The organism is Nonlabens sp. MIC269 (assembly GCF_001430865.1).
Taxonomy (GTDB): domain Bacteria; phylum Bacteroidota; class Bacteroidia; order Flavobacteriales; family Flavobacteriaceae; genus Nonlabens; species Nonlabens tegetincola.
This window is the reverse complement of sequence record NZ_CP011373.1, coordinates 2,177,174-2,199,655: the sequence shown is the minus strand read 5'-3', so window position 1 is coordinate 2,199,655 and position 22,482 is coordinate 2,177,174. Positions and strand designations below refer to the sequence as shown.

Below are 22,482 nucleotides of genomic sequence, written 5' to 3'. Positions count from 1 at the left end.
TGTTTTTTATGTCAAACCCTGTTTTATCTTTAAATGAAGTTGATATTTTTCAACGAGACACTATGATTCTCAAAAACATCAATTTAAATATTGAAAAAGGAGAATTTGTATACCTAATTGGTAAAACGGGAAGCGGTAAAAGCTCCTTAATGAAAACCTTATACGGTGATCTACCTTTAAAAAAAGGATCTGGTACTATTGTCGATTTTGATTTAGCTCGCTTGCGCGAAAAAGAAATACCACACCTGCGTCGTAAGCTAGGAGTTGTTTTTCAAGATTTCAAATTACTTACCGATCGCAACATCAATGAAAATTTAAAATTTGTGCTCAAAGCAACAGGCTGGAAGGACAAAAAAGCAATGAACGATAAAATTGAAGAGGTTCTTAATAAAGTAGGTATGAAAACCAAAGGTTTTAAATACCCTTATGAAATAAGCGGCGGAGAACAACAACGAGTAGCTATTGCCAGAGCTTTGCTTAATGATCCCGAACTTATCATTGCTGATGAGCCAACCGGTAATCTAGATCCACAAACAAGTGTTGAGGTGATGGAAGTTCTACAAACCATAAATAAAAATGGTAATACTATTCTCATGGCCACACATGATTATGCACTTATTCTAAAATATCCCTCAAAGACATTGAAATGTGACAATGGGGAAATATTTGAAGTGGTTCAAAAAGCGGTTTAATATTGAAAATCACCATAGGAATACCAACCTTCAATGATGATCCTAATAGATTAATTGATCAATTAGTACGTTATTACAGCAACGATATTCATGAAATTATCATTTATAACGATGCATCTACTATTCCTATAAATGTAAGCTCCCACAAACTAGTAACCTATTTAAACGGTATTCAAAATATAGGTGATGTAGAAAGCCGTAGAAAAATAGCAGAAGCTGCCACTACCGATTGGGTTTTATTTATTGATGCTGATATACAAATACCAACTATTAATTTTACAAGCTCGTTCCTCGTTCATCTTGATGAATTTGAATTAGCATACGCTACGGTAACTTACCAAAAGACCCTTAATAATCCCAACCATTCTTTAAGATGGAAATATGGTATTTCAAGAGAACAGCGTAAACCTAGTAATAATTATGAGGTCTATAAATACTTCGTTTCTGCTTGTTTCATTATTCAAAAAAAGCAGTTCTTAGATATTTCTAAAAATGTACCTAAGGGTTATGGGCTAGATATCTGGCTCGCAAAACGATTTAGAGAAGAGCAAATTAAAATCAAACATGCGTCCACTCGCATTATACATTTAGGCTTAGAAGAAAACACGATTTTTTATAACAAGTCCATTGAAGGAATTAAAAACACCGCTTTACAATATAAAAATGGTCAACTGGATGGAGCATCTAGACCGGTCATAACTCTTTATGAACGGATTAACTCATTAGGTCTAAGCAGCGTTTTCACAAGCGTGGTTACAATTTTTAAACCTAGATTAGAACAAAATATTCTAGGAAAAAATCCTAATCTTAGGTTTTTTGACATTTTAAAATTATACCATTTTATAAAGTCAATAAAAGCATGAATTGGATAGTTGCAATACCACTTTATAACAAATCAAGCACGATAGAAAGATGTTTAAAAAGTGTATTATCTCAAAGTCTAACAGAGTTTGACTTGTTGATAGTAAATGATGGCAGCACCGATAATAGTATTGCGATCGTTGAAGAACGTTTTTCCGATTCACGAATTAATATCGTAACTACAACGAATAAAGGTGTAAGCAATGCAAGAAATATCGCTATTGACTATGCTGTTGATCATGAACACCAGTATATCGCCTTTTTAGATGCAGATGATTACTGGGAAAACAATCATTTGGAACTTCTGGATCAGCTTTTAAAACAATACAAAGACATTCAAGTTGTCGCGAGTAATTATATCACTCACTTTAACAACTATATTAAATCAAACGTTTTTTCAAAACCCATAGTAACAACACAAATCCTAGAGGATTTGTTTACTTACTCATTTAAAAGTTTTCCTTTGAGTAGTTCTAGCTTTGCCTGTAATGTTGAAGTTTTTAATAAAACAGGTAACTACAACACACAGCTCACTCATGGTGAGGATACAGAATTATTTATTCGTCTAGGAAAACTCTATAAAATTGGCTTTAACACCTCGATTACAGTTCACATAGATAGAACCTTATCAGGAAGCTCGTCTATTGCAATAAAAGATAGAAAGTACCCAGAATTCATCCATCTAGATGATAGTAATAACTTACCCTTGCATGCTTTTATACACACCAATCTTTGGCGAATTGCTATAGAACACAAAATGTATGGGCAATTTGATTCCTTTGAAGAGATCAAAAAGAAAATTGATAAAAACTCGCTTACCGTAAAGCAATTATTTCTACTAAACTTACCTGGCAAATTACTTTACTACTTACATCAATTTAAAACCAGAAAAGACTAGTATTCATATAACTAGCTATCACCTGCAACAGCTTTGACAAAGTCTTTTTTTACTCTTATGTAATCTGCCTCACTATACTCATGCGAGGCAAGCACCAGGCACATAGAACCACTCGAAAAATCTTTAAGTTCTCGCCACATCATGGTAGGAATCAAAAGCCCTTTATCTGGTTTGTTTAAAACAACCTCTTGAGTAGTTTTACCGTCAAATAAAGTAACAGTAAAGCTACCACTTACTGCAATCAACAATTCCAAACATTCTTTATGCGCGTGCCCACCGCGGTATGAATCACTAGGAACATCATACAAGTAATAAACCCTATTTATTTTATAAGGAATAGAGTCTTTTTCAATTACCGCTAGATTTCCTCTAGGGTCAGTTATTTTTGGTATGTCTAATATTTCTAACTTCATTACTTGGATGATTTAAGATAGGCATGGGCTCCTTGAACAAACACCTGATACTTTTTGAGTAACACAGGCAAATTAACAACATATCCTTTACGTAGTAAGAAAAACATATATTTCAATGCCATTAATTTAATCGGTCGATTATCAAAAGCCGCTAAAGCACCTCTTGCCTTTATAACCCTATCTGTGACAACCATGTCACTACTTGTTGTTTTAGGATGCTTAACAACGAACTTGGGATCAGACATCAACGAGACACCTTTATCTAGAGCCTCTTTTAAGAATATATAATTCTCTGAATCTTCAAACGCACTTCCTAGACCAAATCTTTCATCATAACTCAATTTATTGATAATCTCTTTATGCTTGAAAGTAATTTCTGGAGAAAGCACTTTTCTTATACTTTTCCTATCATGCAGTTTACTAACATCACCCAGCGTATAATACGGCTCATTATCATCACTCCTTGTTTTAAAAGTTATTATAGCTGTATAGTTTGTGTTATGCGACTCAATGACTGATTCAATTGCGCCTGGCAATAGCTGTACGTCATCATCTAGAATCCAACACAAGGGTTTACTTGCATTTTGAATTGCTATATTCCTACTGCGAGATAATCCTAATTGCGCATTATTGATTACTTGAATGTTGGAGTATTCACTTTCCAAAACTACCGTGCCTTGATTGACAATAATGATATTCTCAGTAATTTCACTTATTGGCTTTGAAAAAATACGTTCCAAAAAACTAAGATCACCGCGATTCATAGTCGCAATGAGAATCTCTAAATCATCAATGGTGTATCTATTCAAGCGTGTTATCTTTACCTCAAAGATAGTTTTTTATGCGCATCTTACTCATAGGCGAGTACAGCGGTTACCACAATGCCCTTAAACACGGTTTACAATCTCTAGGTCACGAGGTTGTTATTGCTGGTGATGGTGATGGGTTTAAAAAATTTCCCGTAGACATCGACTTAGGTAGCGATTATTTTAGGCGCAATTGGTTTAGAGAAAAAATAAAAGTAGCGTGGTGGAAACTTACTGGTAACAATCTAGAGGACTATTTGAGATTAGCTCGCTTTCGCGAAAGCGAAAAAAAACTAGCAAATTTTGATATAATTCAATTCATCAATTCAAACGCATTAGGTTGTGCACCCAACATAGAATGGCAAATGATGCAACGATTACTGGAAAACAACAGTAAGGTTTTTTTAATTGCCTGTGGTGATGATTGTGAATACAGCAACTACTTAGTAAATCAACATAAAGGCTATTCAATTCTTAAGGCAGCCGAAAATGCTCCAACAGGAAAAGCAGTTCTTGATCACACCTACAAATATTTGGGTAAAGGATATCGCGATAATTATAACAAATTGATGAAGCGTTGTGTGAATATCGTTCCCAGTAATACGGACTATGCCATGGCACTCACTGATCAAAATAAGGCAACTAGTATCATTGCTGCTCCTGTAGTCGTTGAAAATATCCCAGACGAGATAAACCACGATCTTAGTGTGATTGAAATATTTATGGGTATAAATCGCGGTAATTACTGGAAAAAAGGTATTAATTATTTTGAGAAAGCTCTAGAGATTGTAAAAGAGAATTACAAGAGTAAAGTGAATATTACCATTGCTGAAGATTTACCCTATACCGATTACATTACAAGTTATAAAAAAGCACATATTTTACTGGATCAAGTACTATGCTTTGATCAAGGATACAACGCCCTGCAAGCCATGTTACGAGGCAAAGTTGTTTTTGCAGGTGCAGGTGAACCCTATTTTAAATTTCATAACATTGATAAAATTCCTGTTATCGACGCAACGCCAGATGTGATGGATATTGTAGATAAACTGAGCGAACTTATAGAAAATCCCACCACCATAATTGAACTAGGTAAAGAAGCAAGAAAACACGTCATTCACTATCACGATGCGGTAAAAATAGCTAGACAATTTGAGCATTTCTATAAATAATGATGTAATAAACAACCATGCTCTTTTTACATATAATTGAAAGGCACTAGGTTATTAATAAGATAGATTGATTACAAAACTGATAGTGAATTGATAGAGTTTAATTAACTTATTTTGAGGATAGATTATTTATTTTTCCACTGTATATCGATACCTGAAAAATCTGTTTTGGCTTGTTCTTTAGCTTGTGAAGGAATCATAAATTCAAACTCTACATTCACTTCTAGACCATCGTCTAGGTAGAACAGCATTGTTTCTTCACCTTCATAGTCACATATGACCAAAGCATGAACTTCTTTTATGGTAAAAAACTCTGGATCTTTGTATTCCTGAGGTTCAACAAACTCAAAATAGTGAAGTACTCGTGCTCCTTTAAAAAATTCTATCTGCGGCAAATACAAGTCTTTTTCCATGTTGCAAAAGTAATTCTTTCTATAAGGGTTATATCAAGATGATTAAATAAAAAACCACCTAAATACTTAAGTGGTTTTTTAAAGTCTAACTATTATTTTCAAGAACTTAAATAGTTCTATTAGAATCAAAACTTTCTAGTAGCTGCGCCACTCGTTGAACAAACTGTCCACCTAGAGCTCCATTTACTACTCTATGGTCATAACTGTGGGACAAGAACATTTTCATTCTTATACCTATAAAATCACCATCTGGAGTTTCTATTACTGCCGGCACTTTTCTAATCGCACCTAGTGCTAGAATACCAACTTGTGGTTGATTAATGATTGGTGTTCCTAGTACAGAACCAAAGGTACCAACATTGGTCACCGTATAGGTACCACCTTGTGTATCGTCTGGTTTTAATTTACCATTTCTAGCTCTATTTGCAAGATCGTTAACCGATTTTGCCATTCCGACCAAATTAAGCTGGTCTGCATTTTTGATTACCGGAACAATAAGGTTTCCATCTGGTAAAGCAGCTGCCATACCTAGGTTAACGTTCTTCCTTTTTATTATTTTATCACCATCAACTGATATGTTCATCATTGGAAATTCCTTAAGAGCTGTTGCTACAGCTTCCATAAAGATTGGTGTAAAGGTTAAATTCTCGCCTTCTCTAGCTTTGAAAGCATCCTTATTCTTTTTACGCCAGTTCCATATTGTGGTTACATCTGCCTCTATAAAACTTTGTACGTGTGCACTAGTTTGCACACTAGCTATCATGTGATGAGAGATTAGTTTACCCATTCTACTCATTTCAATGATCTCATCTTCTCCATTGACTGATACTGGAGCTGCCTTAACTGGAGCAGCAGCAGGTTTTGAAGCTGCAGCTGTTGGAGCTGCTGCAGGTGCTGGAGCTGTTTTACCAGCTTTTTTATCTTCTACGTAAGCTAGGATATCGTTTTTAGTAACGCGTCCATCCTTTCCTGTCCCATTAATCGCCTCTAATTCTTCTAATGAAATGTTCTCCTCTTTGGCAATATTCTTAACAAGCGGAGAGTAAAAAGAATCACTGTTTGCGTAGTCGTTATCCGCCTTACCAGCGGTAGCCATTCCTTTATCAACTTGTGCCGTAGCGGCTTTTACAGCCTCAACAGGTTGTGCAGTTGCCTCGACCGGCGTTGAATCGTTACTAGAGGATGATGCAGCATCTGTAGCTGAATCTCCGTCAGTTTCTATAATAGCAATAGTTTGTCCTACTTGAACTACATCATCTACTTGAAATAGGATTTCTTTAAGAACACCATCTACCTCACTAGGCACTTCACTATCTACCTTGTCGGTAGCTATTTCTAGTACAGGTTCATCCATTTCTATGGTGTCACCTACATTTTTAAGCCATGTGGTTATGGTAGCTTCTGCTACCGATTCTCCCATTTTAGGTAATTTTAATTCAAATGTTGCCATGATTTTACAGCTACTATAACGTTTTCAATTAGTTTACAAAAGTAAGCAATTAAATAGAGCGTTTAGTGTATTCACAACAAATTAAGAATTCGATAAGTATCAATTACGATATTCTCAATAAATCAAGATTAATTTTAAAATATTTCTATTTTTCCTTGACTGTTTTTGTCGTCACTTCCTACCGCTGTACTCCTATCCAAACTTAAAAATCTATACAAGAATGACCTAGGGTTATCTTTCATATAGTGAAGGACATCTTCTATCAACAAGGAATTAATGTCCCAATATAACGCAGTATTGCTACAAGAAGTCGCAGGCAATGTATCCATAGAACACACCTCATCAAAACTAGACAACCCTTTATTAACCTGATTTGTCACCAGAATCTTACTCTTAATTTTTGGATTATGCTGAGTATTTTTTATAGGCTTAATGGATAAAATTTTTACTGCTATTTTAACAACCAGCTTTTCAAATAAATTGCGTTTGAAATATTTGTCGTAAAACAATTCCATCGCGCCGTAAAAACGCTTTAGGTATTTTTTATCCTTTACAGTACTCTCACCTTTAAAATGAACAACGAGAGCGTCACCTAGATAATAATTTTGCAAATTATTGGTTAATGCGGTGTATGACAGATCTATATCCTCGCCATACATAAAATATCGTTCATCAAATCCTCCTAAATCTTGGTAAACTTTCTTCCTACAAAACATAAAGGCTCCTACCAGGATCTCAACAGGACCTCTTGAATCTTTATCAATTTCATTAAAATAATACTTGTCGTCGTGACCTAAAAATTTTGCTCTTGCTACTTTTGGAGTAGGTAAATGCCTTTTGCTTTCTGGTAAAAAGGTGCCTGATCCATCAATGAGTTGGGTCCCTACAAATCCTAAATTTGAGTTCGCTTTCGCAAAAGCGAGACAATTTAAAAACACATTTTCACCAACTATGGTGTCGGGATTGAGAATACATAAGTAAGTACCACGAGCTTGTTTAACGGCTAGATTATTTCCTTTGGAAAAACCATAGTTTGAACCAAAAGGTAATAAGGTTACCTGCGGATATTTTTCTCTAACCAGTTGAACACTATCGTCAGTAGAACAGTTATCAGCAACTATAATCTCACTAGTAATTTTTTGTGTAGCTCTTATGACACTATCCAAACATAAGCGTAAGAACGGTGCTGCATTATAATTGAGAATTACTACACTTAACTCCATCTAGCTTTTCATAGAGTTTTCATAGGGCACTCGATGCAATATACTGCGACCTAGGGTAACCTCATCGGCAAATTCTAACTCGTCTCCTACTGCGATACCACGTGCGATGGTTGATGTATTCACATCTAGATCTGACAGTTGTTTGTAGATATAAAAATTAGTAGTATCTCCTTCAATAGTAGGACTAAGCGCAAAAATAAGCTCCTGTATTCCTTCTTCCTTTATACGGTTAATCAAGCTAGGAATATTAAGATCTTGTGGTCCTACACCATCCATGGGACTTATTTTTCCACCTAAAACATGATATAAACCTTTATACTGACTAGTATTTTCTATGGCCATTACGTCGCGTATATCTTCTACCACGCAAACTAAGTTTTGATCACGATTATGACTAATACAAATTTCACAAAGGTCGTTGTCACTTACATTGTGACACTTTTTACAAAATTTGAGGTCGTTGCGCATACTCAATAAGGATTGAGCGAGCGCATCGGTCTGTTGTTCTGGCTGTCGCATTAAGTGCAGGACTAAACGCAATGCTGTTCTCTTACCTATTCCTGGTAATTGAGACACTTGGTTAACAGCCTCTTCTAATATTTTTGATGAGAAATTCATGTATTATGAGTCTCCTAAATGTATCATAGCAAACACAGAATAATTGATCATATCTTGATAATTAGCATCCAAACCTTCAGAAACAAGGGTTTTACCTTTATTATCCTCAATTTGCTTTACTCGTAACAGTTTTTGCAGTATAAGGTCGGTAAGCGAGCTTACTCTCATATCACGCCATGCCTCACCATAATCGTGATTTTTGTCCATCATTAATTGTTTAGTAATTGAAGCATGATGGTCGTAAAGCTCTAGTGCCTGTTCCAGATTTAAGTCTGGTTGATCCACTACACCTTTGTCTAATTGTACGAGCGCCATTAATGAATAATTGATAATTCCAATAAACTCACTTTCTTGACCTTCGTCAATTTTTGATTCGGTTAATGTTTGTAAACCTCTTATACGTTGCGCTTTGATAAAAATTTGATCAGTAAGCGATGGAAGCCTGAGAATGCGCCATGCAGCTCCATAATCTTTCATTTTATTAGAAAACAACTCGCGACATTGTGCGATAACGGCATCGTATTGCTTACTTGTATCTGACATAAAGGTTTAAATTTGGTGTAAATTTAGTTTCAATTTTTCACATAACCCTATTTCATGTCGACTATCAATTGTGCTGGCACACTAATCAATCTTTCAAAAGCTCATACCATGGGTATTGTAAACGTTACTCCAGACTCGTTTTATGATGGTGGTAAGCTCAAGTCTGATAAAGATGTACTCACCCAAGTGGAACGCATGCTCGATGAAGGAGCCACTTTCATTGATATCGGTGGTTACAGCTCTAGACCTGATGGGACTGATATTAGTGAGCAAGAAGAGATTAAAAGAGTTGTTCCTGTCATCGAACTTGTAGCAAAACGCTTTAACATCAAAGGGTTGAGTTGTGACAGCTTTCGCGGAAGCGTGATTAAAAAGGCCCTACAACACGGCGCAAACCTAGTCAATGATATAAGCGCAGGACTTATTGACCAATCGATACTACCCGTGGTAGCAGAAGCACAAGTACCTTATATTATGATGCACATGCGCGGCACACCACAAACTATGAAAACTCTTACTGAATATGATGACCTCATTCATGAGATAAATTATTATTTTTCTGATAGAATCGCTGCAGCACGCGCACTAGGAATTAATGATATTGTAATTGACGCTGGATTTGGTTTTGCTAAAACTAGAGAGCAAAATTTCACTTTGCTTAAAAACATGAGTTTATTGCAAGCGCACCAAGTTCCTATTCTAGCAGGAGTTTCAAGAAAGTCAATGATTTATAAAACATTGGATACAACCTCGGACAAAGCGTTAAATGGAACTACTGCCCTACACATGATTTGTTTACAACAAGGTGCTAAAATTTTGAGAGTACATGATGTTGCGCCTGCCATGGAATGCATTAAACTATTTGAAAAACTGCAAGAAAATTAATTTCTATTTTTACAACTTATGGGCCTACCTGATTTTAGAATTGTAGATTTAATTGATATTGTATTATTTGCCTTTTTGGTTTACTACATATACCGGTTAGTTAAAGGAACTGCTGCAATCAATATTTTCATCGGGATCATTATCTTTTTGGTGATTTATCAAATCACGGTTACTCTTGAAATGAAGCTTTTAGGGTTAACACTAGGTGCCTTTGTAGGTGCTGGTTTTATTGCTCTAGTTGTAGTTTTTCAACAAGAAATAAGGCGTTTCTTATTGATGATAGGAACAACAAACTTCACTAGCAGAAAAAAGTTGCTACGCCAATTGAAGTTTTTTAGAGAAGATTCAACAGCACAACATCATGTTGTAGATGAAATTGTAAGCGCCTGTTTTACATTAAGTAAAACTAAAACAGGCGCGCTTATCGCTATTAAACGGGACGTTTCTATGGATTTTGCAAAAAACACAGGAGACAATATGGACATTCTTGTCAATGCTCCGATACTACGTAGTATCTTTTATAAAAACAGTCCCTTACATGATGGCGCCGTGATTGTAGAGGATAATAAAATCACTGCCACTAGAGCCATCTTACCGGTAAGCAATAGTAAACAAATACCTAGTAGATTTGGCCTTAGACATAGAGCAGCTCTAGGAATTACTGAAAGGACAAATGCTATAGCGGTTATTGTAAGTGAAGAAACAGGCCAAGTATCTCTAGCTCATGAAGAGGAATTAGAAACATTTCAAGACGAGAATAAACTCGCCGAAAAAATGAAGACTTTATTATCCTAATTTATGGAACGCAGCTGTAGAAATTGCAATCAAATGCTATATCATGGACATGACTACTGTCCAAAATGTGGCTCAAAATGGATTACAAAACGGCTTACCATCAATACGATTACCAGAGAATTTTTTGATCGATACCTGGGTACTGACAATGTATTAATATCAACTTTCAAGGCTCTTATACTTCAACCAGAAATTGTAATTGACAACTACATAAAAGGTCAACGTAAGAAATTTGTAAATCCCATTAATTGGTACTTAATAAGCCTGACACTCATCGGTCTTCAAATGTTTATTCTTAAGAACTTTTTCCCAGAATTATTAAACCTAGTCGATATAAGTGAAACGAACAAACTCGAGTTATTCAACTATTTCTATGACTATTTGGGTGCATTAACTTCTTTATTCTTGCCCTTGTACGCGTTTACTGGCTGGCTTGTATTTTTTGATATACGTAAGTATAATTTTGTAGAACATCTTATATTATTTGTATATGCTTTTGGGCTACTCAATATGGTTACTGTAATTTTTACACCTTTAATGATTGTACTTGATATTAGCTATGGAGCAACATCCATCCCAATATCTCTTATTAGCGTCATTCAAATAGGCTGGTATTACAAAAGAATTTTCAAATTAAGTTTAGGACAAACAGTACTCAAAGCCATTATATCGAGTATCATCTTTAGTACACTTCAAATAATATTTATCATTATTACAGCGGTTTTTGTTCTAGGCGGCATCTATTTGATCAATCCAGAATACTTAAAAGCATTTAAAACAAATTAATGGAACGAGTTTGTAAAAATTGTAACCACATCTTCTACGAGAAGCACAACTATTGCTCTAATTGTGGTTCAAAATGGATTGAAAACAGAATTACGATGCGCAATGTAGCAGCTGATTTTGGCGATATGTATTTAGGGATAGACACAAAATTTGTGAGAACTTTTTTAGATATGTTTACCAAACCTCGTGATGTCATCAATGGATACATTAAGGGACGTCGCATGAATTATGTAGACGCTATCAGGTATTTATTTATAAGCTTGTTTTTCACTGGAATTACGGTATTTGTAATGAAACATACCGAAATAGAATTTTTAAATACGAGCGATTTAATTGATATGTACAAAAGAATGGGCATTCCTGAAAAAGACGCTATAACTCAGGCAAATGCTTTTTCTCAATCAACTGAGTTTACTCAAAACTACATGTCTATAATAGTCTTGTTATCGATACCTATATATGCTCTTTGGGGTAGAATAACATTTTGGGGAAAGAAGAATTACAATTATACCGAACAGCTGGTCATTCAAATGTATTCCTATAGTCAATATGCCATCGCTACTACACCTATTGCTATAGCTATTTTAGTACTTGCACCAGATTATTATGGAGTATACACAATATTTACATTGCTCACGCTTTTTTTGTACAACGTTTATGTGTACCAACAATTATTTAAACTAGATCTGGCCCAAACCGTAATGAGAAGTTTACTATTCTTTGTAGTAGCTATAGTTTCTTATATAGGTCTTATTATACTTGTTGTTCTAGCGATGATTATAGGAATGATTGTATTTAAACTCCTGATTTAGGCTACTTCTTGCTGTAAAAATTGAACCTCATATAAATTGCGGTAATAGCCATTTTCTTTTTGCAGCAATTCTTTATGTGAACCTATCTCGACTATTTCACCAGCATCCATTACAATTATTTTATCTGCTTTTTTAATAGTAGCTAATCGGTGCGCAATAACTATGGACGTACGTCCTTTGGTAATGATGTCTGTGGCGTCTTGAATTAATTGTTCACTATAAGCATCAACAGAACTTGTAGCTTCGTCTAAAACTAAAATACTAGGCTTACTCACGTAGGCTCTCAAAAAGGCGATTAATTGACGTTGACCAGAACTTAACATAACGCCACGCTCCTTTACATTGTACTGATAACCATTAGGCAAAGACATAATAAAGTCGTGAACTCCAATTTTTTTAGCAGCTTCAATTACGTCTTCTTCGGTGATGGATGGATCTTGCAGTGTAATATTGTTAAAAATAGTATCAGCAAAGAGAAAAACGTCTTGTAAAACAACTGCAATTTGTGACCGCAATGAGTGTAGTTGGTACGCTTTCGCGGAAGCGGAATCAATCTTAATCACACCACTGTTAATTTCATAAAATCTCGATAACAAATTAATGATTGTGGATTTACCAGCACCTGTCGCTCCTACTATAGCTACTGTCTCGCCTGGATTAACTGTGAATGACAGATTCTTTATAACTGGTTCATTTTCTACATAACCGAAATTCACATTCTCAAATTCAATAGCACCTTTAAGGTTTTCTGCCAGCATGGTACCTTCGTCTTCAATCTTAGAATCGGTATCAATTATGGTAAACACACGATTTGCTGCTACCATTCCCATTTGTAAGGTATTGAATTTATCGGCTATCTGCCTCAAAGGTCTAAATAGTTTTTGAGATAAATCTATGAACATGACAATGGTACCTATCTCCACTAAAAGAGAACCTCGGTCCAAATTAACCACAAATCCTATGTAAACGATAAGAGCAATGGTAATACTTGAGGCCATTTCGGCAATTGGGAAAAAGATGGAGTTGTACCATACGGTGCGCACCCATGCGTTGCGATGCTTGTTATTGATTTCCTTAAAACGTTCGTATTCTATTTTTTCGCGATTGAAGATTTGAACAATTTTCATACCGGTCACCCTTTCTTGAACAAAACTGTTAAGATTACTAACCTGAGTACGCACCTCTTCAAATGCCTTTTTCATCGCTTTTTGAAATACTCGTGTGGCATACAAAATAAAAGGCATTACTATTAATGCTACTAGGGTTAATCGCCAACTATAAAAAAACATAAAACCTAAAACCACAACCATCTTAAGTAGATCGGATATCATCACAAATAAACCTTGTGAAAATATACTTGCAATGGTTTCAATATCACTTACTGCACGTGTTACCAATTTTCCAACTGCACTAGTATCAAAATATTTCATTTTGAAACCCATCATGTGGTCAAAAAGCTTCAAGCGTAAATCTCTAATAACCTGCTGGCCCAACCAGTTTGCATAAAAAATAAAACTGAGCTGCAACAGCACCTCTATCATTAAAGCACCTATCATCATTGCGAGCACAGTGGTAAAACCTTCATACTCTTTTGGAACTATGTGCTCGTCGATAGCCACCTTGAACAAATAAGGCATAGCGATTGAAACTGCTGCAAGTAAAATTGCGCTCAAGGCTACAAAGTAATACGTAAAACGATAAGGTTTAGTATAGGCTAGGATGCGTTTAAATAAACGCAGGCTAAATGCATTTCCTGTTGTTTTATCTGCCATATGATTTTAGCTTCTTTAAAGCTTCAAATTTTATTTTTTAAAAGTAAGACAATAACCCTTTTAAGCGCTGATTATTCTATCGATTTTAACGATATCACAATTTAATCTTCTATTTTGAAAATATGATCCGGATAATGAACCCTGCTCAAGTAAAGTCCTTGGGCTGGTGCACTAGGACCTGCCATGGATCTGTTTTTGGATTTAAGAACCTCGTGCAAATGATCAACCGACATTTTATCATATCCTATTTCCAATAAGGTTCCTACAATAGCTCTTACCATATTTCTCAAAAATCGGTTAGCTTTAATATGAAAAATGACATGGTATTTTTGATGCTCAAATGATACATTCATTAAATCACACAAATACGTGTGTACGTCACTGTTTGACCTAGAGAAGCATTCAAAATCGTTATACTTTAGTAACAATTGAGCTGCTTGATTCATTTTATTAAAATCAGGCAATCTATATAAAATGTGTGAGTTGTGATTGAAAAAAGGATCTGGTCTTAAGTGAAAATGATACTCATAACTGCGCGCAGTAGCATCAAATCTTGCATGAGCTGTTTCATTCACATTAACAACGGTAAAGACCGATATATCATCTGGCAACCATCTATTTAGTTTATAAACGATATTATCCAATTTGTTAGGATCATCTAGTTCAAAATGCGCAAACATTTGTTTTGCATGAACACCAGCATCAGTTCTACCAGCTCCTACAAGTGATATAGACTCACGCAACAGCAGCTGCATACCTTCTTCCAGTTTTTCTTGAACGGTAATAGCATCTGGCTGTCGTTGCCAGCCGTGATAATTTGTTCCATTATAGGCAAATTCTATAAAAAATCGATTCGATTTCATACTGCAAAGATAAGCGGCTGTTTGAGGAAAACAGGTAACTATTGACTGCTTTACTCCTTACTTTTGTGATAAAGTTAATTTCATGAAAATCCTATTACTTTCTGACACACACAGCCATATTGATGATTTCATACTAAAATATGCGCTCGAGGCAGATGAAATATGGCACGCAGGAGACATTGGTGATTTAAAGGTGACCGATCAGTTGTCCCAAATAAAACCATTTAAGGCTGTGTATGGTAATATTGACGATGACAAAGCGCGATTACAATTTCCAGAACACTTACGGTTTAAATGCGGTGGTATGGACGTATGGATTACTCATATAGGTGGATATCCAGGCCGTTACAATATGCGAGTAAAAGAGCAGATATACCATAATCCACCAGATATTTTTATCTGTGGTCACAGTCATATTCTTAAAGTTATGATGGACAAAAAGATCAATTGCCTGCACATGAATCCTGGCGCCGTAGGTATTCATGGATTTCATAAAAAACGAACAATGTTGCGATTTGAAATTAATGCTGGTAAGATTAGTAATCTTGAGGTTATTGAGAAGGACAGGTAAATCGTTCTAGATGAATCGTGATTTTTCTATTACGCTTTCGCGAAAGCGAGCTTTAAATTGTTTTAAAACAAAAAACCTGCAAGGTGGCGCCTCGCAGGTTTTTTCACTAATATCACTAAGATAAAATCGTTATCGTAATCGGTCCGCTGATTTTACGAGTTGTTCATCCTTCCGTATGGCCTTGTTTGCCAAGGCAAGTAAAACGATAGATAATACAGGAAGGAACATCCCAAGGCCTTTCTCAGAAACCGCCGTTCCTCCAGACCAAGTTAGGGCTCGATATACAAAAACTCCTAGCAAAATAAGATTAATCAGTATATTGAGTCTATTGATAACAAATTGTAACTGCCTATTTTTAAATAGGAAGATTGCAAATATAGATAAAACAGCACTTACCATAAAAGTACCAAAGTAAACTGAATCATCTACACCTAGAAATTCATTACTATCGCCATTAAGATAAGCATCTACTACCCAAACTAATACACCAGAAACTAGTGCTGCCAGTATTAAGTAAATAGATTGTATACGTTGTATCATTACATATTTTCTATTGAGCAAAAATAAAACTTAGCCATTAAAAACAGTAGTTAATATCATTTTTTTAAGTATACTTGCAGTGTATTAGGTGTTAAACTACTGTTTTCTAGACCACCTAGACGCGTCAATTTTTTCTGATAAAATTGATTTAGTTCCCTTATAATCTTATCATTTAACAAATAATGTTTCAAATAGCTGATTTAAAATCAAAGAAATTACCTGAATTACAGGAAATTGCCAAGGATTTAAACGTACCTAAGTATAGATCCCTGCGCAAGTTGGATTTAGTTTACAAAATTCTAGATGTTCAAGCAGAAAACCCAAAAGCTCTAGAAAACCTAGACCTAGACAACAAAAGTGAAGATTCACCTAAAAAGGAGTCTAAACCAGATTCAAAAAAGGAGTCAAGGACTGCGCCTACTAAAAATAACGAACAAAAGAAAGAACGTAGACCAAGAAAAAACAATAATCCAAAGTCAGCAGAAAAGGATAAGGAATCTAACACTTCTTCTAATAAAAGTCAGCCTTCTAAAAAAGAGAATAACACAGAAGAAACAAAAACCAACGATTCTAATAAGAATAACAAAAAGTCTAATGACAATCGTAACGATAATCGTAATGAAAATCGTAACGATAATGACACTAGAAATAAGAACAACAATCGCAATAAGAACAATAACCGAAACAACAATAGCGGTAACAATGTTCCTAAAGGAAATAAAGACAACCGTAATCGCTATCGTGACCCAGATTTTGAATTTGATGGAATCATCGAGAGTGAAGGTGTTCTTGACATGATGCCTGATGGTTATGGATTTTTAAGAAGCAGTGATTACAACTACTTATCTAGCCCAGATGATATTTATGTTTCTCAATCACAGATAAGATTATTTGGATTAAAAACAGGTGACACAGTATTGGGTATGGTACGACCACCTAAAGAAGGTGAAAAATACTTTCCTTTAATTAAAATTTCTCAAATCAATGGATTAGATCCAAAGGTTGTTAGAGATAGAGTATCTTTTGAACACCTCACTCCATTATTTCCAGATGAGAAATTCAATATAGCCGAGAGACAATCCAGTATTTCAACTAGAGTAATGGATCTATTTGCCCCTATAGGAAAAGGGCAACGTGGTATGATTGTGGCGCAACCTAAAACGGGTAAAACAATGCTACTTAAAGATATAGCAAACGCTATAGCAGCCAATCATCCTGAAGTATATCAACTTATATTACTTATAGACGAACGTCCTGAGGAAGTAACAGACATGCAACGCAATGTAAGCGGTGAAGTAATTGCTTCAACTTTTGATAAAGAGGCGCATGATCATGTAAGGGTAGCTAACATTGTTCTAGAAAAAGCAAAAAGAATGGTTGAATGCGGTCATGATGTTGTTATCCTATTAGATTCAATTACCAGGCTGGCACGAGCTTACAACACTGTTCAACCTGCCAGCGGTAAAGTGCTTTCTGGTGGTGTGGACGCTAATGCTTTACACAAACCTAAAAGATTCTTTGGAGCTGCTCGTAATATAGAAGGTGGTGGATCATTATCTATCATAGCAACGGCATTGACAGAAACTGGTTCAAAAATGGACGAGGTAATCTTTGAAGAATTTAAAGGAACCGGTAACATGGAACTACAATTAGATAGAAATATTTCCAATCGTAGAATATTCCCTGCCATTGATTTAACCTCATCGTCTACACGTAGAGACGACTTACTTCTTAATGAAAGCGTATCACAACGTATGTGGATTATGAGAAAATACCTAGCTGATATGAATCCGGTTGAGGCTATGGAGTTTATATCACAACGAATTAAACAGACAAGAAACAATGAAGAGTTTCTGATAAGTATGAATGATTAAACATTCTTCCCTATTAGATAAAGCCTCAATTCACATTGAGGCTTTATTTTTGCACTTCATCTTGATTTAATCACTTTGGTCGATTGGCTAACACCCACATTTAATCAAATGTGAAATATTTTAAAAAAACACACTTCAAAAGCGTCATTTCCCTGATAAATAGGAACTTTTAAAGAATAAAAAAATCACCTTTTTATCAAAACATTCAGTTTAACGTTTATAAAAGAGTCCTAATCGAAAAATCATAAATTAAGACTTGTTAAGTATTTTGTAATTGTACTTTTGGGCCACAAATTACAATCGTGATGAAAAAATTATACTATTTATTTGCTATCGTTTTACTAGCTGCTTCTTGTTCACAAGTAGAAGATGCAAACGCTCTAGAAGGTCAAAATGATCAAATAGAAATTGCAAAATTAAGCGAGCAAGAATTTATAGATCATGTTGAGAATATTGCTCTTGCAGACAATTTAATCTCACAACATATTAATCCTGAACAATCAGTTTCTCCTGTTCCTTATGAAGCGATGACTACACAAGTGGAAGAAGGGAAATTTGGAATCATTGGTGGTTCTAACTCTGGAGCTTGTTTTGTAGGAGAAGCTCTTAAAGTTTCTAACTCAAAAAGATACGGTGAATTCACTGTAAATATGGACTCTAATAAAACATATCTTGAATTAGAATTGAACGATGGATGGTACTTACACTCAATCTATATGAATGTAGATTCTACTTGTGATGCCTTACCTAGAGACAGTAACAACTTAATCAACCCATGTTTCTATGGAATCCGTAACTGTTTTAGAGCTTATACAGAAAGTGTAAAGTATAGATTCAACAATAACCATTTCGGAGATTGTTACTGTACATCAGTTTACGCTGTAATCTACAGTGTAAATGAGCACGGTTGTATAGATCAAACTCACGGAATATGGGTAGACGGTGCTGAAGTTCAAGATCAGTTCAACATTCGTACTAACACACACTGTATGTCTGACTGTGGTAATGGAAACCCAGACAACTAAAAGATACAACAACAAACCAATAATTAAAGACGCCTAATTAGGCGTCTTTTTTATTTAGAATAATATTAAAAATAGTTCGTTGTAATACTGCGTATTTTTGCAAAATCTTTAAAACAAAACTTTTAAGTATCCCTAAATATGAAATTCTATTTCTTTTTACTAATACTGATTATTACACACACATCCATCCTAGCACAGGATTCCATCGCTACCCATGAAAAATTGAATAATAAGTTCAATGAAGTTATAGAATCCTCTAACAGATATCAAGAATATAGAGTCATTGAAATTGATAAGATTAACAAGCTTAAAAAAGAAGTCACAACAACTGTCGAAGAACAAGATATTGAAATTAATAACTTAAATAAGCGTATCGAAGATCAAGTAATCCAGATACAAGAATTGAACGACCAAATGGAAGCTAGTAAAATTGACATTGCCGCCCTGGAAAAAGGACAAGATAGTATGGAATTGCTAGGTATTCAACTAGAGAAAAGTATGTATAATATTATTCTATGGTCAATAATTGGGATTTTAACCTTATTACTGATAAGCTTTATCTATAAATTCAAAAACAGCAACACTTTAACATCCACTGCTCAAGAACAATTGGCTCAAATCGAAGAAGAATATGAGAATTACCGCAGAAATGCACTTGAAAAAGAGCAAAGGCTTAATAGACAATTATTAGATGCAAAAAAAGCTAACAAATAATTAAACAAGATGTAATCCTTTGTTAAACCAGTTGTTATACTCTTATTACTTCATAAACTTCTTTATCTTTAAAAGAAAAGATTATGAATACAGAAGGAAAAACGCCGGAAAAAACGAGCAAAAAAGAACAAGCCATTAATCTAGAAGAAACGCATGGCAAAAAAATTAATCATCAGGTTAAGGACAAGAAAGAATACACGCAACCTAGAGATAATTTAAACGCTAATAAAGAATAAAAAGAAAAATCCCGCACTTGCGGGATTTTTCTTTTTATATAAGCTCAATAGTGTAATAGTATCCAAAATGAATTTTCTTCTTCTTGGGCTCTTTTATATCACCATAAACATTTAATATACGCTTACCATTTTTCACTTCAATTTTAAAGTGATCAGGACTATCTGGAATTCTGAATCTACCATTACTACCACGAGCATAATTGCTTTCACTAGTTTTACCTGTTAACAAATCAATAACCGCTTTCATATCAATATTTCTTTTTGATCTAAAATCACTGCGTTTGAGAGCTCTAAGACTTTCTATAAATACAAACTCATTTGCCATAGATATTTTGGGTAATTGTTTTTCATAAACGTTGTAAACAAAGTAACCGCTTGTATTAAATAATTGTCCTTCTGGATAGTTATTGATATCATTACTACTGTACCATTGACGCCAGTGAATACTTTTTAAGATCCAAGAATCCCTTCCTGTATTCTCTCTTTTTTCATAATCTTGTAGGTTACTTCCCATCTTTAATTGATTTCTAAAACCTAAAAAACCACGTTCTCGTTTTCTTAAATTGTCTGAATTCCAACATTTAAAACCATTTAGGGTAATTTTAATCTTATACTCCTTTCCTAGATTTGTTCCTGTTCTTACATCAGAATTTGGTAATTGTATACGGTTACCATTCCAACTTCCATATTCCAAATTATCGTATTTACCTTTGAATGAACTGTTAGAAAAAATGAAGGAACATGGCCTGATTTTACCTGATTCTTTATTTTTAAACTGACCCTTAAAAATTCGGGTCGATGGATTTTTCTTACCCCAAATCATTCCTCCCTTATCTCCATAATGAGCGACCATAAATCCAGACTTACTATCAATAAAGTCTAGGGTACCGAATTTAGTGTTCCACTTTCCTTTATGGTAATTTTGTTGCGCATCGCTTACTTTTTTCCCGTTCCAATCTCCTTGTACTACACCTGTACTCCATTTCCAAGTGCCTTTAAAACCTAACACAGTTTTTTCTAAGTATGCGTAACCTAAGGTTCCATTGTTATCAAAAACAACGTTTAGCTTTCTTCCGCTTTTTCTGATAGACCTTATAGTTCCTCGATCACTATATGTGCCTACCACATAATTACCTCTTTGCAAAAGGATAATTTGACCAAAATTAGTCTCATAGGTTCCTGTCCAATTGAGAACCGTAGTAGGTTCCATGTTTGATGTTGTATCTGATTCTGCTTTCGCGAAAGCGATTCCAAAAAGTAATATCGCAATTGCAATTAATCTTGAAGTTTTCATATTGATTTAATTAAGTTGAATTGTATAGAAGTACGCCCATTTATCATTATTGCCGTATTTAATAAAGGCATAACCGCGTACCTTGCGTTTACCGTTAGATTCTGAAAGCCAAAAAGTGTGATCAGAATTTGAGATCTTCTTACGACCATCGGAAGCGTTTTGAAAGCTATTAGAATTTCTTTTGTAGGTCAAATAATCCAATATATCCTTCATAGGTATTGAATGAGCCACTAAACGATCTGAAGCATTACTAATGCTACGTAATCTTTTATGCGTGAAGTTTAAATTGAGAATTGGATTTTTGTAATATCCTTTACCACCATTATAGTAATTAACAAGATTGCTATATTCTTTATCAACCTGCTTTTCTTTATTTTCTTTATAGGTAATATTAGATTGATCTTTATATAATGTGTGGGTCCAATGCCTTCCTTTTTCATCAAATAAAGAGGCGCTTACTGTGACCTTACCCCTTTCCTCACCATGCATTAAACCGCGATTTTTATAATTCTTAATGGTTTGTAGTGTAATATTTACAGTCTGACCGTTCTCACTTCCTCGTATATTGGTATGCTGCCTGCCTTTAGAAGTGATAGTTCCATAAAGGCCATAATCCCAATCCATTATGATATCAAAAGGACCGCTGGTCTTTATTATGTCTTCTGAATTTGAAATATAGGCGTAGAACTTCATTTGAGATCCACCACTAAAACCACCGTGAACAAAGTACTCCTGACCATCCTTATATAAGAAACCAGCAACTTTACCTTCTGGATTATGAATGAGGTCTAGTGTGCCAAAATCTGTTTTAAAGGTGTTCCACATGTGTAATCCTTTGAGTTTTGAACTAGTTTTAAAAGTTCCATCCCATTTACCATCCCATTTATTTCTTCCCGTGGTTGTTTTCCATTTCCAATCTCCTTTCCAAGCTTGATTAGATTGTGGAGTGAAAGAAACTTGTCCTATTTTTTTACCATTTGAAAAGCTACCAGTGTAGACTCTTCCTCGACCTGAAATGGTAAAATTGGATAGTAACAGATGACCTACTCCTTTGTAAAGGCCTACCGTTTTCTTATTTGATCTTGAGTTTAAAATGTGAATATCTCCATGATCTGATGTGTAAACTCCATCCTTAATTTTAGCATTAATTACTTCATTTCCAGCCATAGCTAGGGCTGTGACAACCATAAATACGGCTGCCGTTATTATTGTTTTTTTCATGATTG

General features: G+C 34.9%; 25 protein-coding genes. 13 read left to right on the top strand and 12 right to left on the bottom strand.

The genetic code is table 11. The annotated features are described in order from the left end of the window. Positions 1–8: 8 nt before the first annotated feature. From AAT17_RS09915 to AAT17_RS09905, 3 genes are read left to right on the top strand one after another with little or no spacing between them, the layout of a single operon-like run. Positions 9–692, top strand: coding sequence for a cell division ATP-binding protein FtsE (locus tag AAT17_RS09915; protein WP_042277440.1), 684 nt, complete (start codon positions 9–11; stop codon positions 690–692). Between the two features lie 2 nt (positions 693–694). Continuing rightward, positions 695–1,555 carry a glycosyltransferase family 2 protein gene (locus AAT17_RS09910; RefSeq protein WP_060523996.1) on the top strand — a complete coding sequence of 287 codons (861 nt, stop codon included), beginning with the start codon at positions 695–697 and terminating at the stop codon, positions 1,553–1,555. Further along, positions 1,552–2,451, top strand: coding sequence for a glycosyltransferase family A protein (locus tag AAT17_RS09905; RefSeq protein ID WP_060523994.1), 900 nt, complete (start codon positions 1,552–1,554; stop codon positions 2,449–2,451). Before AAT17_RS09910 ends, AAT17_RS09905 begins: the two co-directional genes overlap by 4 nt. Before the next feature lie 11 nt (positions 2,452–2,462). Here the strand turns inward: AAT17_RS09905 and AAT17_RS09900 are convergent, their stop codons facing one another. Further along, a complete protein-coding gene (locus AAT17_RS09900) occupies positions 2,463–2,864 on the bottom strand; it encodes an FdtA/QdtA family cupin domain-containing protein (protein WP_042277433.1) in 402 nt (133 codons plus the stop codon). Continuing rightward, on the bottom strand, positions 2,864–3,673 hold the full coding sequence (locus AAT17_RS09895) for a glycosyltransferase family 2 protein (protein ID WP_060523992.1): 810 nt from the start codon (positions 3,671–3,673) through the stop codon (positions 2,864–2,866). Before AAT17_RS09895 ends, AAT17_RS09900 begins: the two co-directional genes overlap by 1 nt. Positions 3,674–3,705: 32 nt before the next feature. Here AAT17_RS09895 and AAT17_RS09890 point away from each other — a divergent pair, with 32 nt between their 5' ends. Then, positions 3,706–4,842, top strand: a complete 1,137-nt coding sequence (locus AAT17_RS09890; RefSeq protein WP_060523990.1) for a glycosyltransferase — start codon at positions 3,706–3,708, stop codon at positions 4,840–4,842. Between the two features lie 125 nt (positions 4,843–4,967). On the opposite strand, the gene AAT17_RS09885 is transcribed toward AAT17_RS09890, so the two are convergent. The 5 genes from AAT17_RS09885 to AAT17_RS09865 all read right to left on the bottom strand — a co-directional run bounded on the left by AAT17_RS09885 (position 4,968) and on the right by AAT17_RS09865 (position 9,089). Next, positions 4,968–5,255: a hypothetical protein gene (locus tag AAT17_RS09885; protein ID WP_060523988.1), complete on the bottom strand. Its 288-nt coding sequence runs from the start codon at positions 5,253–5,255 to the stop codon at positions 4,968–4,970. A gap of 106 nt (positions 5,256–5,361) precedes the next feature. Then, positions 5,362–6,705 (bottom strand): dihydrolipoamide acetyltransferase family protein, encoded by a 1,344-nt coding sequence (locus AAT17_RS09880; protein ID WP_060523985.1) that lies wholly within the window; start codon positions 6,703–6,705, stop codon positions 5,362–5,364. Between the two features lie 134 nt (positions 6,706–6,839). After that, positions 6,840–7,928: a glycosyltransferase family 2 protein gene (locus AAT17_RS09875; RefSeq protein WP_060523983.1), complete on the bottom strand. Its 1,089-nt coding sequence runs from the start codon at positions 7,926–7,928 to the stop codon at positions 6,840–6,842. Beyond that, positions 7,929–8,546 carry a recombination mediator RecR gene (recR, locus tag AAT17_RS09870; protein WP_060523981.1) on the bottom strand — a complete coding sequence of 206 codons (618 nt, stop codon included), beginning with the start codon at positions 8,544–8,546 and terminating at the stop codon, positions 7,929–7,931. Positions 8,547–8,549: 3 nt separating this feature from the next. Further along, entirely contained in the window at positions 8,550–9,089 is a 540-nt protein-coding gene (locus tag AAT17_RS09865) for a DUF1599 domain-containing protein (protein WP_060523979.1), read from the bottom strand. Positions 9,090–9,143: 54 nt separating this feature from the next. Between AAT17_RS09865 and folP the strand changes: the two genes are divergently transcribed. Genes folP through AAT17_RS09845 form a run of 4 tightly spaced genes read left to right on the top strand, consistent with a single transcriptional unit; the run spans position 9,144 to position 12,367 of the window. After that, entirely contained in the window at positions 9,144–9,974 is an 831-nt protein-coding gene (folP, locus tag AAT17_RS09860) for a dihydropteroate synthase (protein WP_060523977.1), read from the top strand. A gap of 18 nt (positions 9,975–9,992) precedes the next feature. Then, positions 9,993–10,769, top strand: a complete 777-nt coding sequence (gene cdaA / locus AAT17_RS09855) for a diadenylate cyclase CdaA (protein ID WP_060523974.1) — start codon at positions 9,993–9,995, stop codon at positions 10,767–10,769. A gap of 3 nt (positions 10,770–10,772) precedes the next feature. Beyond that, positions 10,773–11,555: a DUF3667 domain-containing protein gene (locus tag AAT17_RS09850; protein WP_082586941.1), complete on the top strand. Its 783-nt coding sequence runs from the start codon at positions 10,773–10,775 to the stop codon at positions 11,553–11,555. Beyond that, positions 11,555–12,367 (top strand): DUF3667 domain-containing protein, encoded by an 813-nt coding sequence (locus tag AAT17_RS09845; RefSeq protein WP_060523970.1) that lies wholly within the window; start codon positions 11,555–11,557, stop codon positions 12,365–12,367. The genes AAT17_RS09850 and AAT17_RS09845 overlap by 1 nt, the downstream gene beginning before the upstream one ends. Here the strand turns inward: AAT17_RS09845 and AAT17_RS09840 are convergent. After that, on the bottom strand, positions 12,364–14,139 hold the full coding sequence (locus tag AAT17_RS09840) for an ABC transporter ATP-binding protein (RefSeq protein WP_042277410.1): 1,776 nt from the start codon (positions 14,137–14,139) through the stop codon (positions 12,364–12,366). The genes AAT17_RS09845 and AAT17_RS09840 overlap by 4 nt on opposite strands. A gap of 101 nt (positions 14,140–14,240) precedes the next feature. Next, positions 14,241–15,002 (bottom strand): tRNA pseudouridine(38-40) synthase TruA, encoded by a 762-nt coding sequence (gene truA, locus AAT17_RS09835; protein WP_060523968.1) that lies wholly within the window; start codon positions 15,000–15,002, stop codon positions 14,241–14,243. 82 nt (positions 15,003–15,084) lie between these two features. Here truA and AAT17_RS09830 point away from each other — a divergent pair, with 82 nt between their 5' ends. Beyond that, entirely contained in the window at positions 15,085–15,573 is a 489-nt protein-coding gene (locus tag AAT17_RS09830) for a metallophosphoesterase (RefSeq protein WP_060523967.1), read from the top strand. A 129-nt stretch (positions 15,574–15,702) separates the two neighbouring features. Here AAT17_RS09830 and AAT17_RS09825 read toward each other — a convergent pair whose 3' ends face one another. Beyond that, a complete protein-coding gene (locus AAT17_RS09825; RefSeq protein WP_042277404.1) occupies positions 15,703–16,113 on the bottom strand; it encodes a DUF4293 domain-containing protein in 411 nt (136 codons plus the stop codon). Between the two features lie 182 nt (positions 16,114–16,295). On the opposite strand from AAT17_RS09825, the gene rho reads away from it, so the two are divergent. The 4 genes from rho to AAT17_RS13400 all read left to right on the top strand — a co-directional run bounded on the left by rho (position 16,296) and on the right by AAT17_RS13400 (position 19,962). Next, complete coding sequence (rho, locus tag AAT17_RS09820; protein ID WP_060523965.1) at positions 16,296–17,987, top strand: transcription termination factor Rho; 1,692 nt, start codon at positions 16,296–16,298, stop codon at positions 17,985–17,987. Between the two features lie 305 nt (positions 17,988–18,292). Then, positions 18,293–19,012 (top strand): hypothetical protein, encoded by a 720-nt coding sequence (locus AAT17_RS09815; protein ID WP_060523963.1) that lies wholly within the window; start codon positions 18,293–18,295, stop codon positions 19,010–19,012. A 138-nt stretch (positions 19,013–19,150) separates the two neighbouring features. After that, a complete protein-coding gene (locus AAT17_RS09810) occupies positions 19,151–19,726 on the top strand; it encodes a hypothetical protein (RefSeq protein WP_060523961.1) in 576 nt (191 codons plus the stop codon). 83 nt (positions 19,727–19,809) lie between these two features. Then, the gene (locus AAT17_RS13400) at positions 19,810–19,962 is read left to right on the top strand and encodes a hypothetical protein (RefSeq protein ID WP_167342478.1); all 153 of its coding nucleotides are present in this window, start codon (positions 19,810–19,812) and stop codon (positions 19,960–19,962) included. Positions 19,963–19,996: 34 nt separating this feature from the next. Here the strand turns inward: AAT17_RS13400 and AAT17_RS09805 are convergent, their stop codons facing one another. Beyond that, entirely contained in the window at positions 19,997–21,256 is a 1,260-nt protein-coding gene (locus AAT17_RS09805) for a hypothetical protein (protein ID WP_060523958.1), read from the bottom strand. Between the two features lie 6 nt (positions 21,257–21,262). After that, a complete protein-coding gene (locus tag AAT17_RS09800; protein ID WP_060523956.1) occupies positions 21,263–22,477 on the bottom strand; it encodes a hypothetical protein in 1,215 nt (404 codons plus the stop codon). Positions 22,478–22,482: the final 5 nt, after the last annotated feature.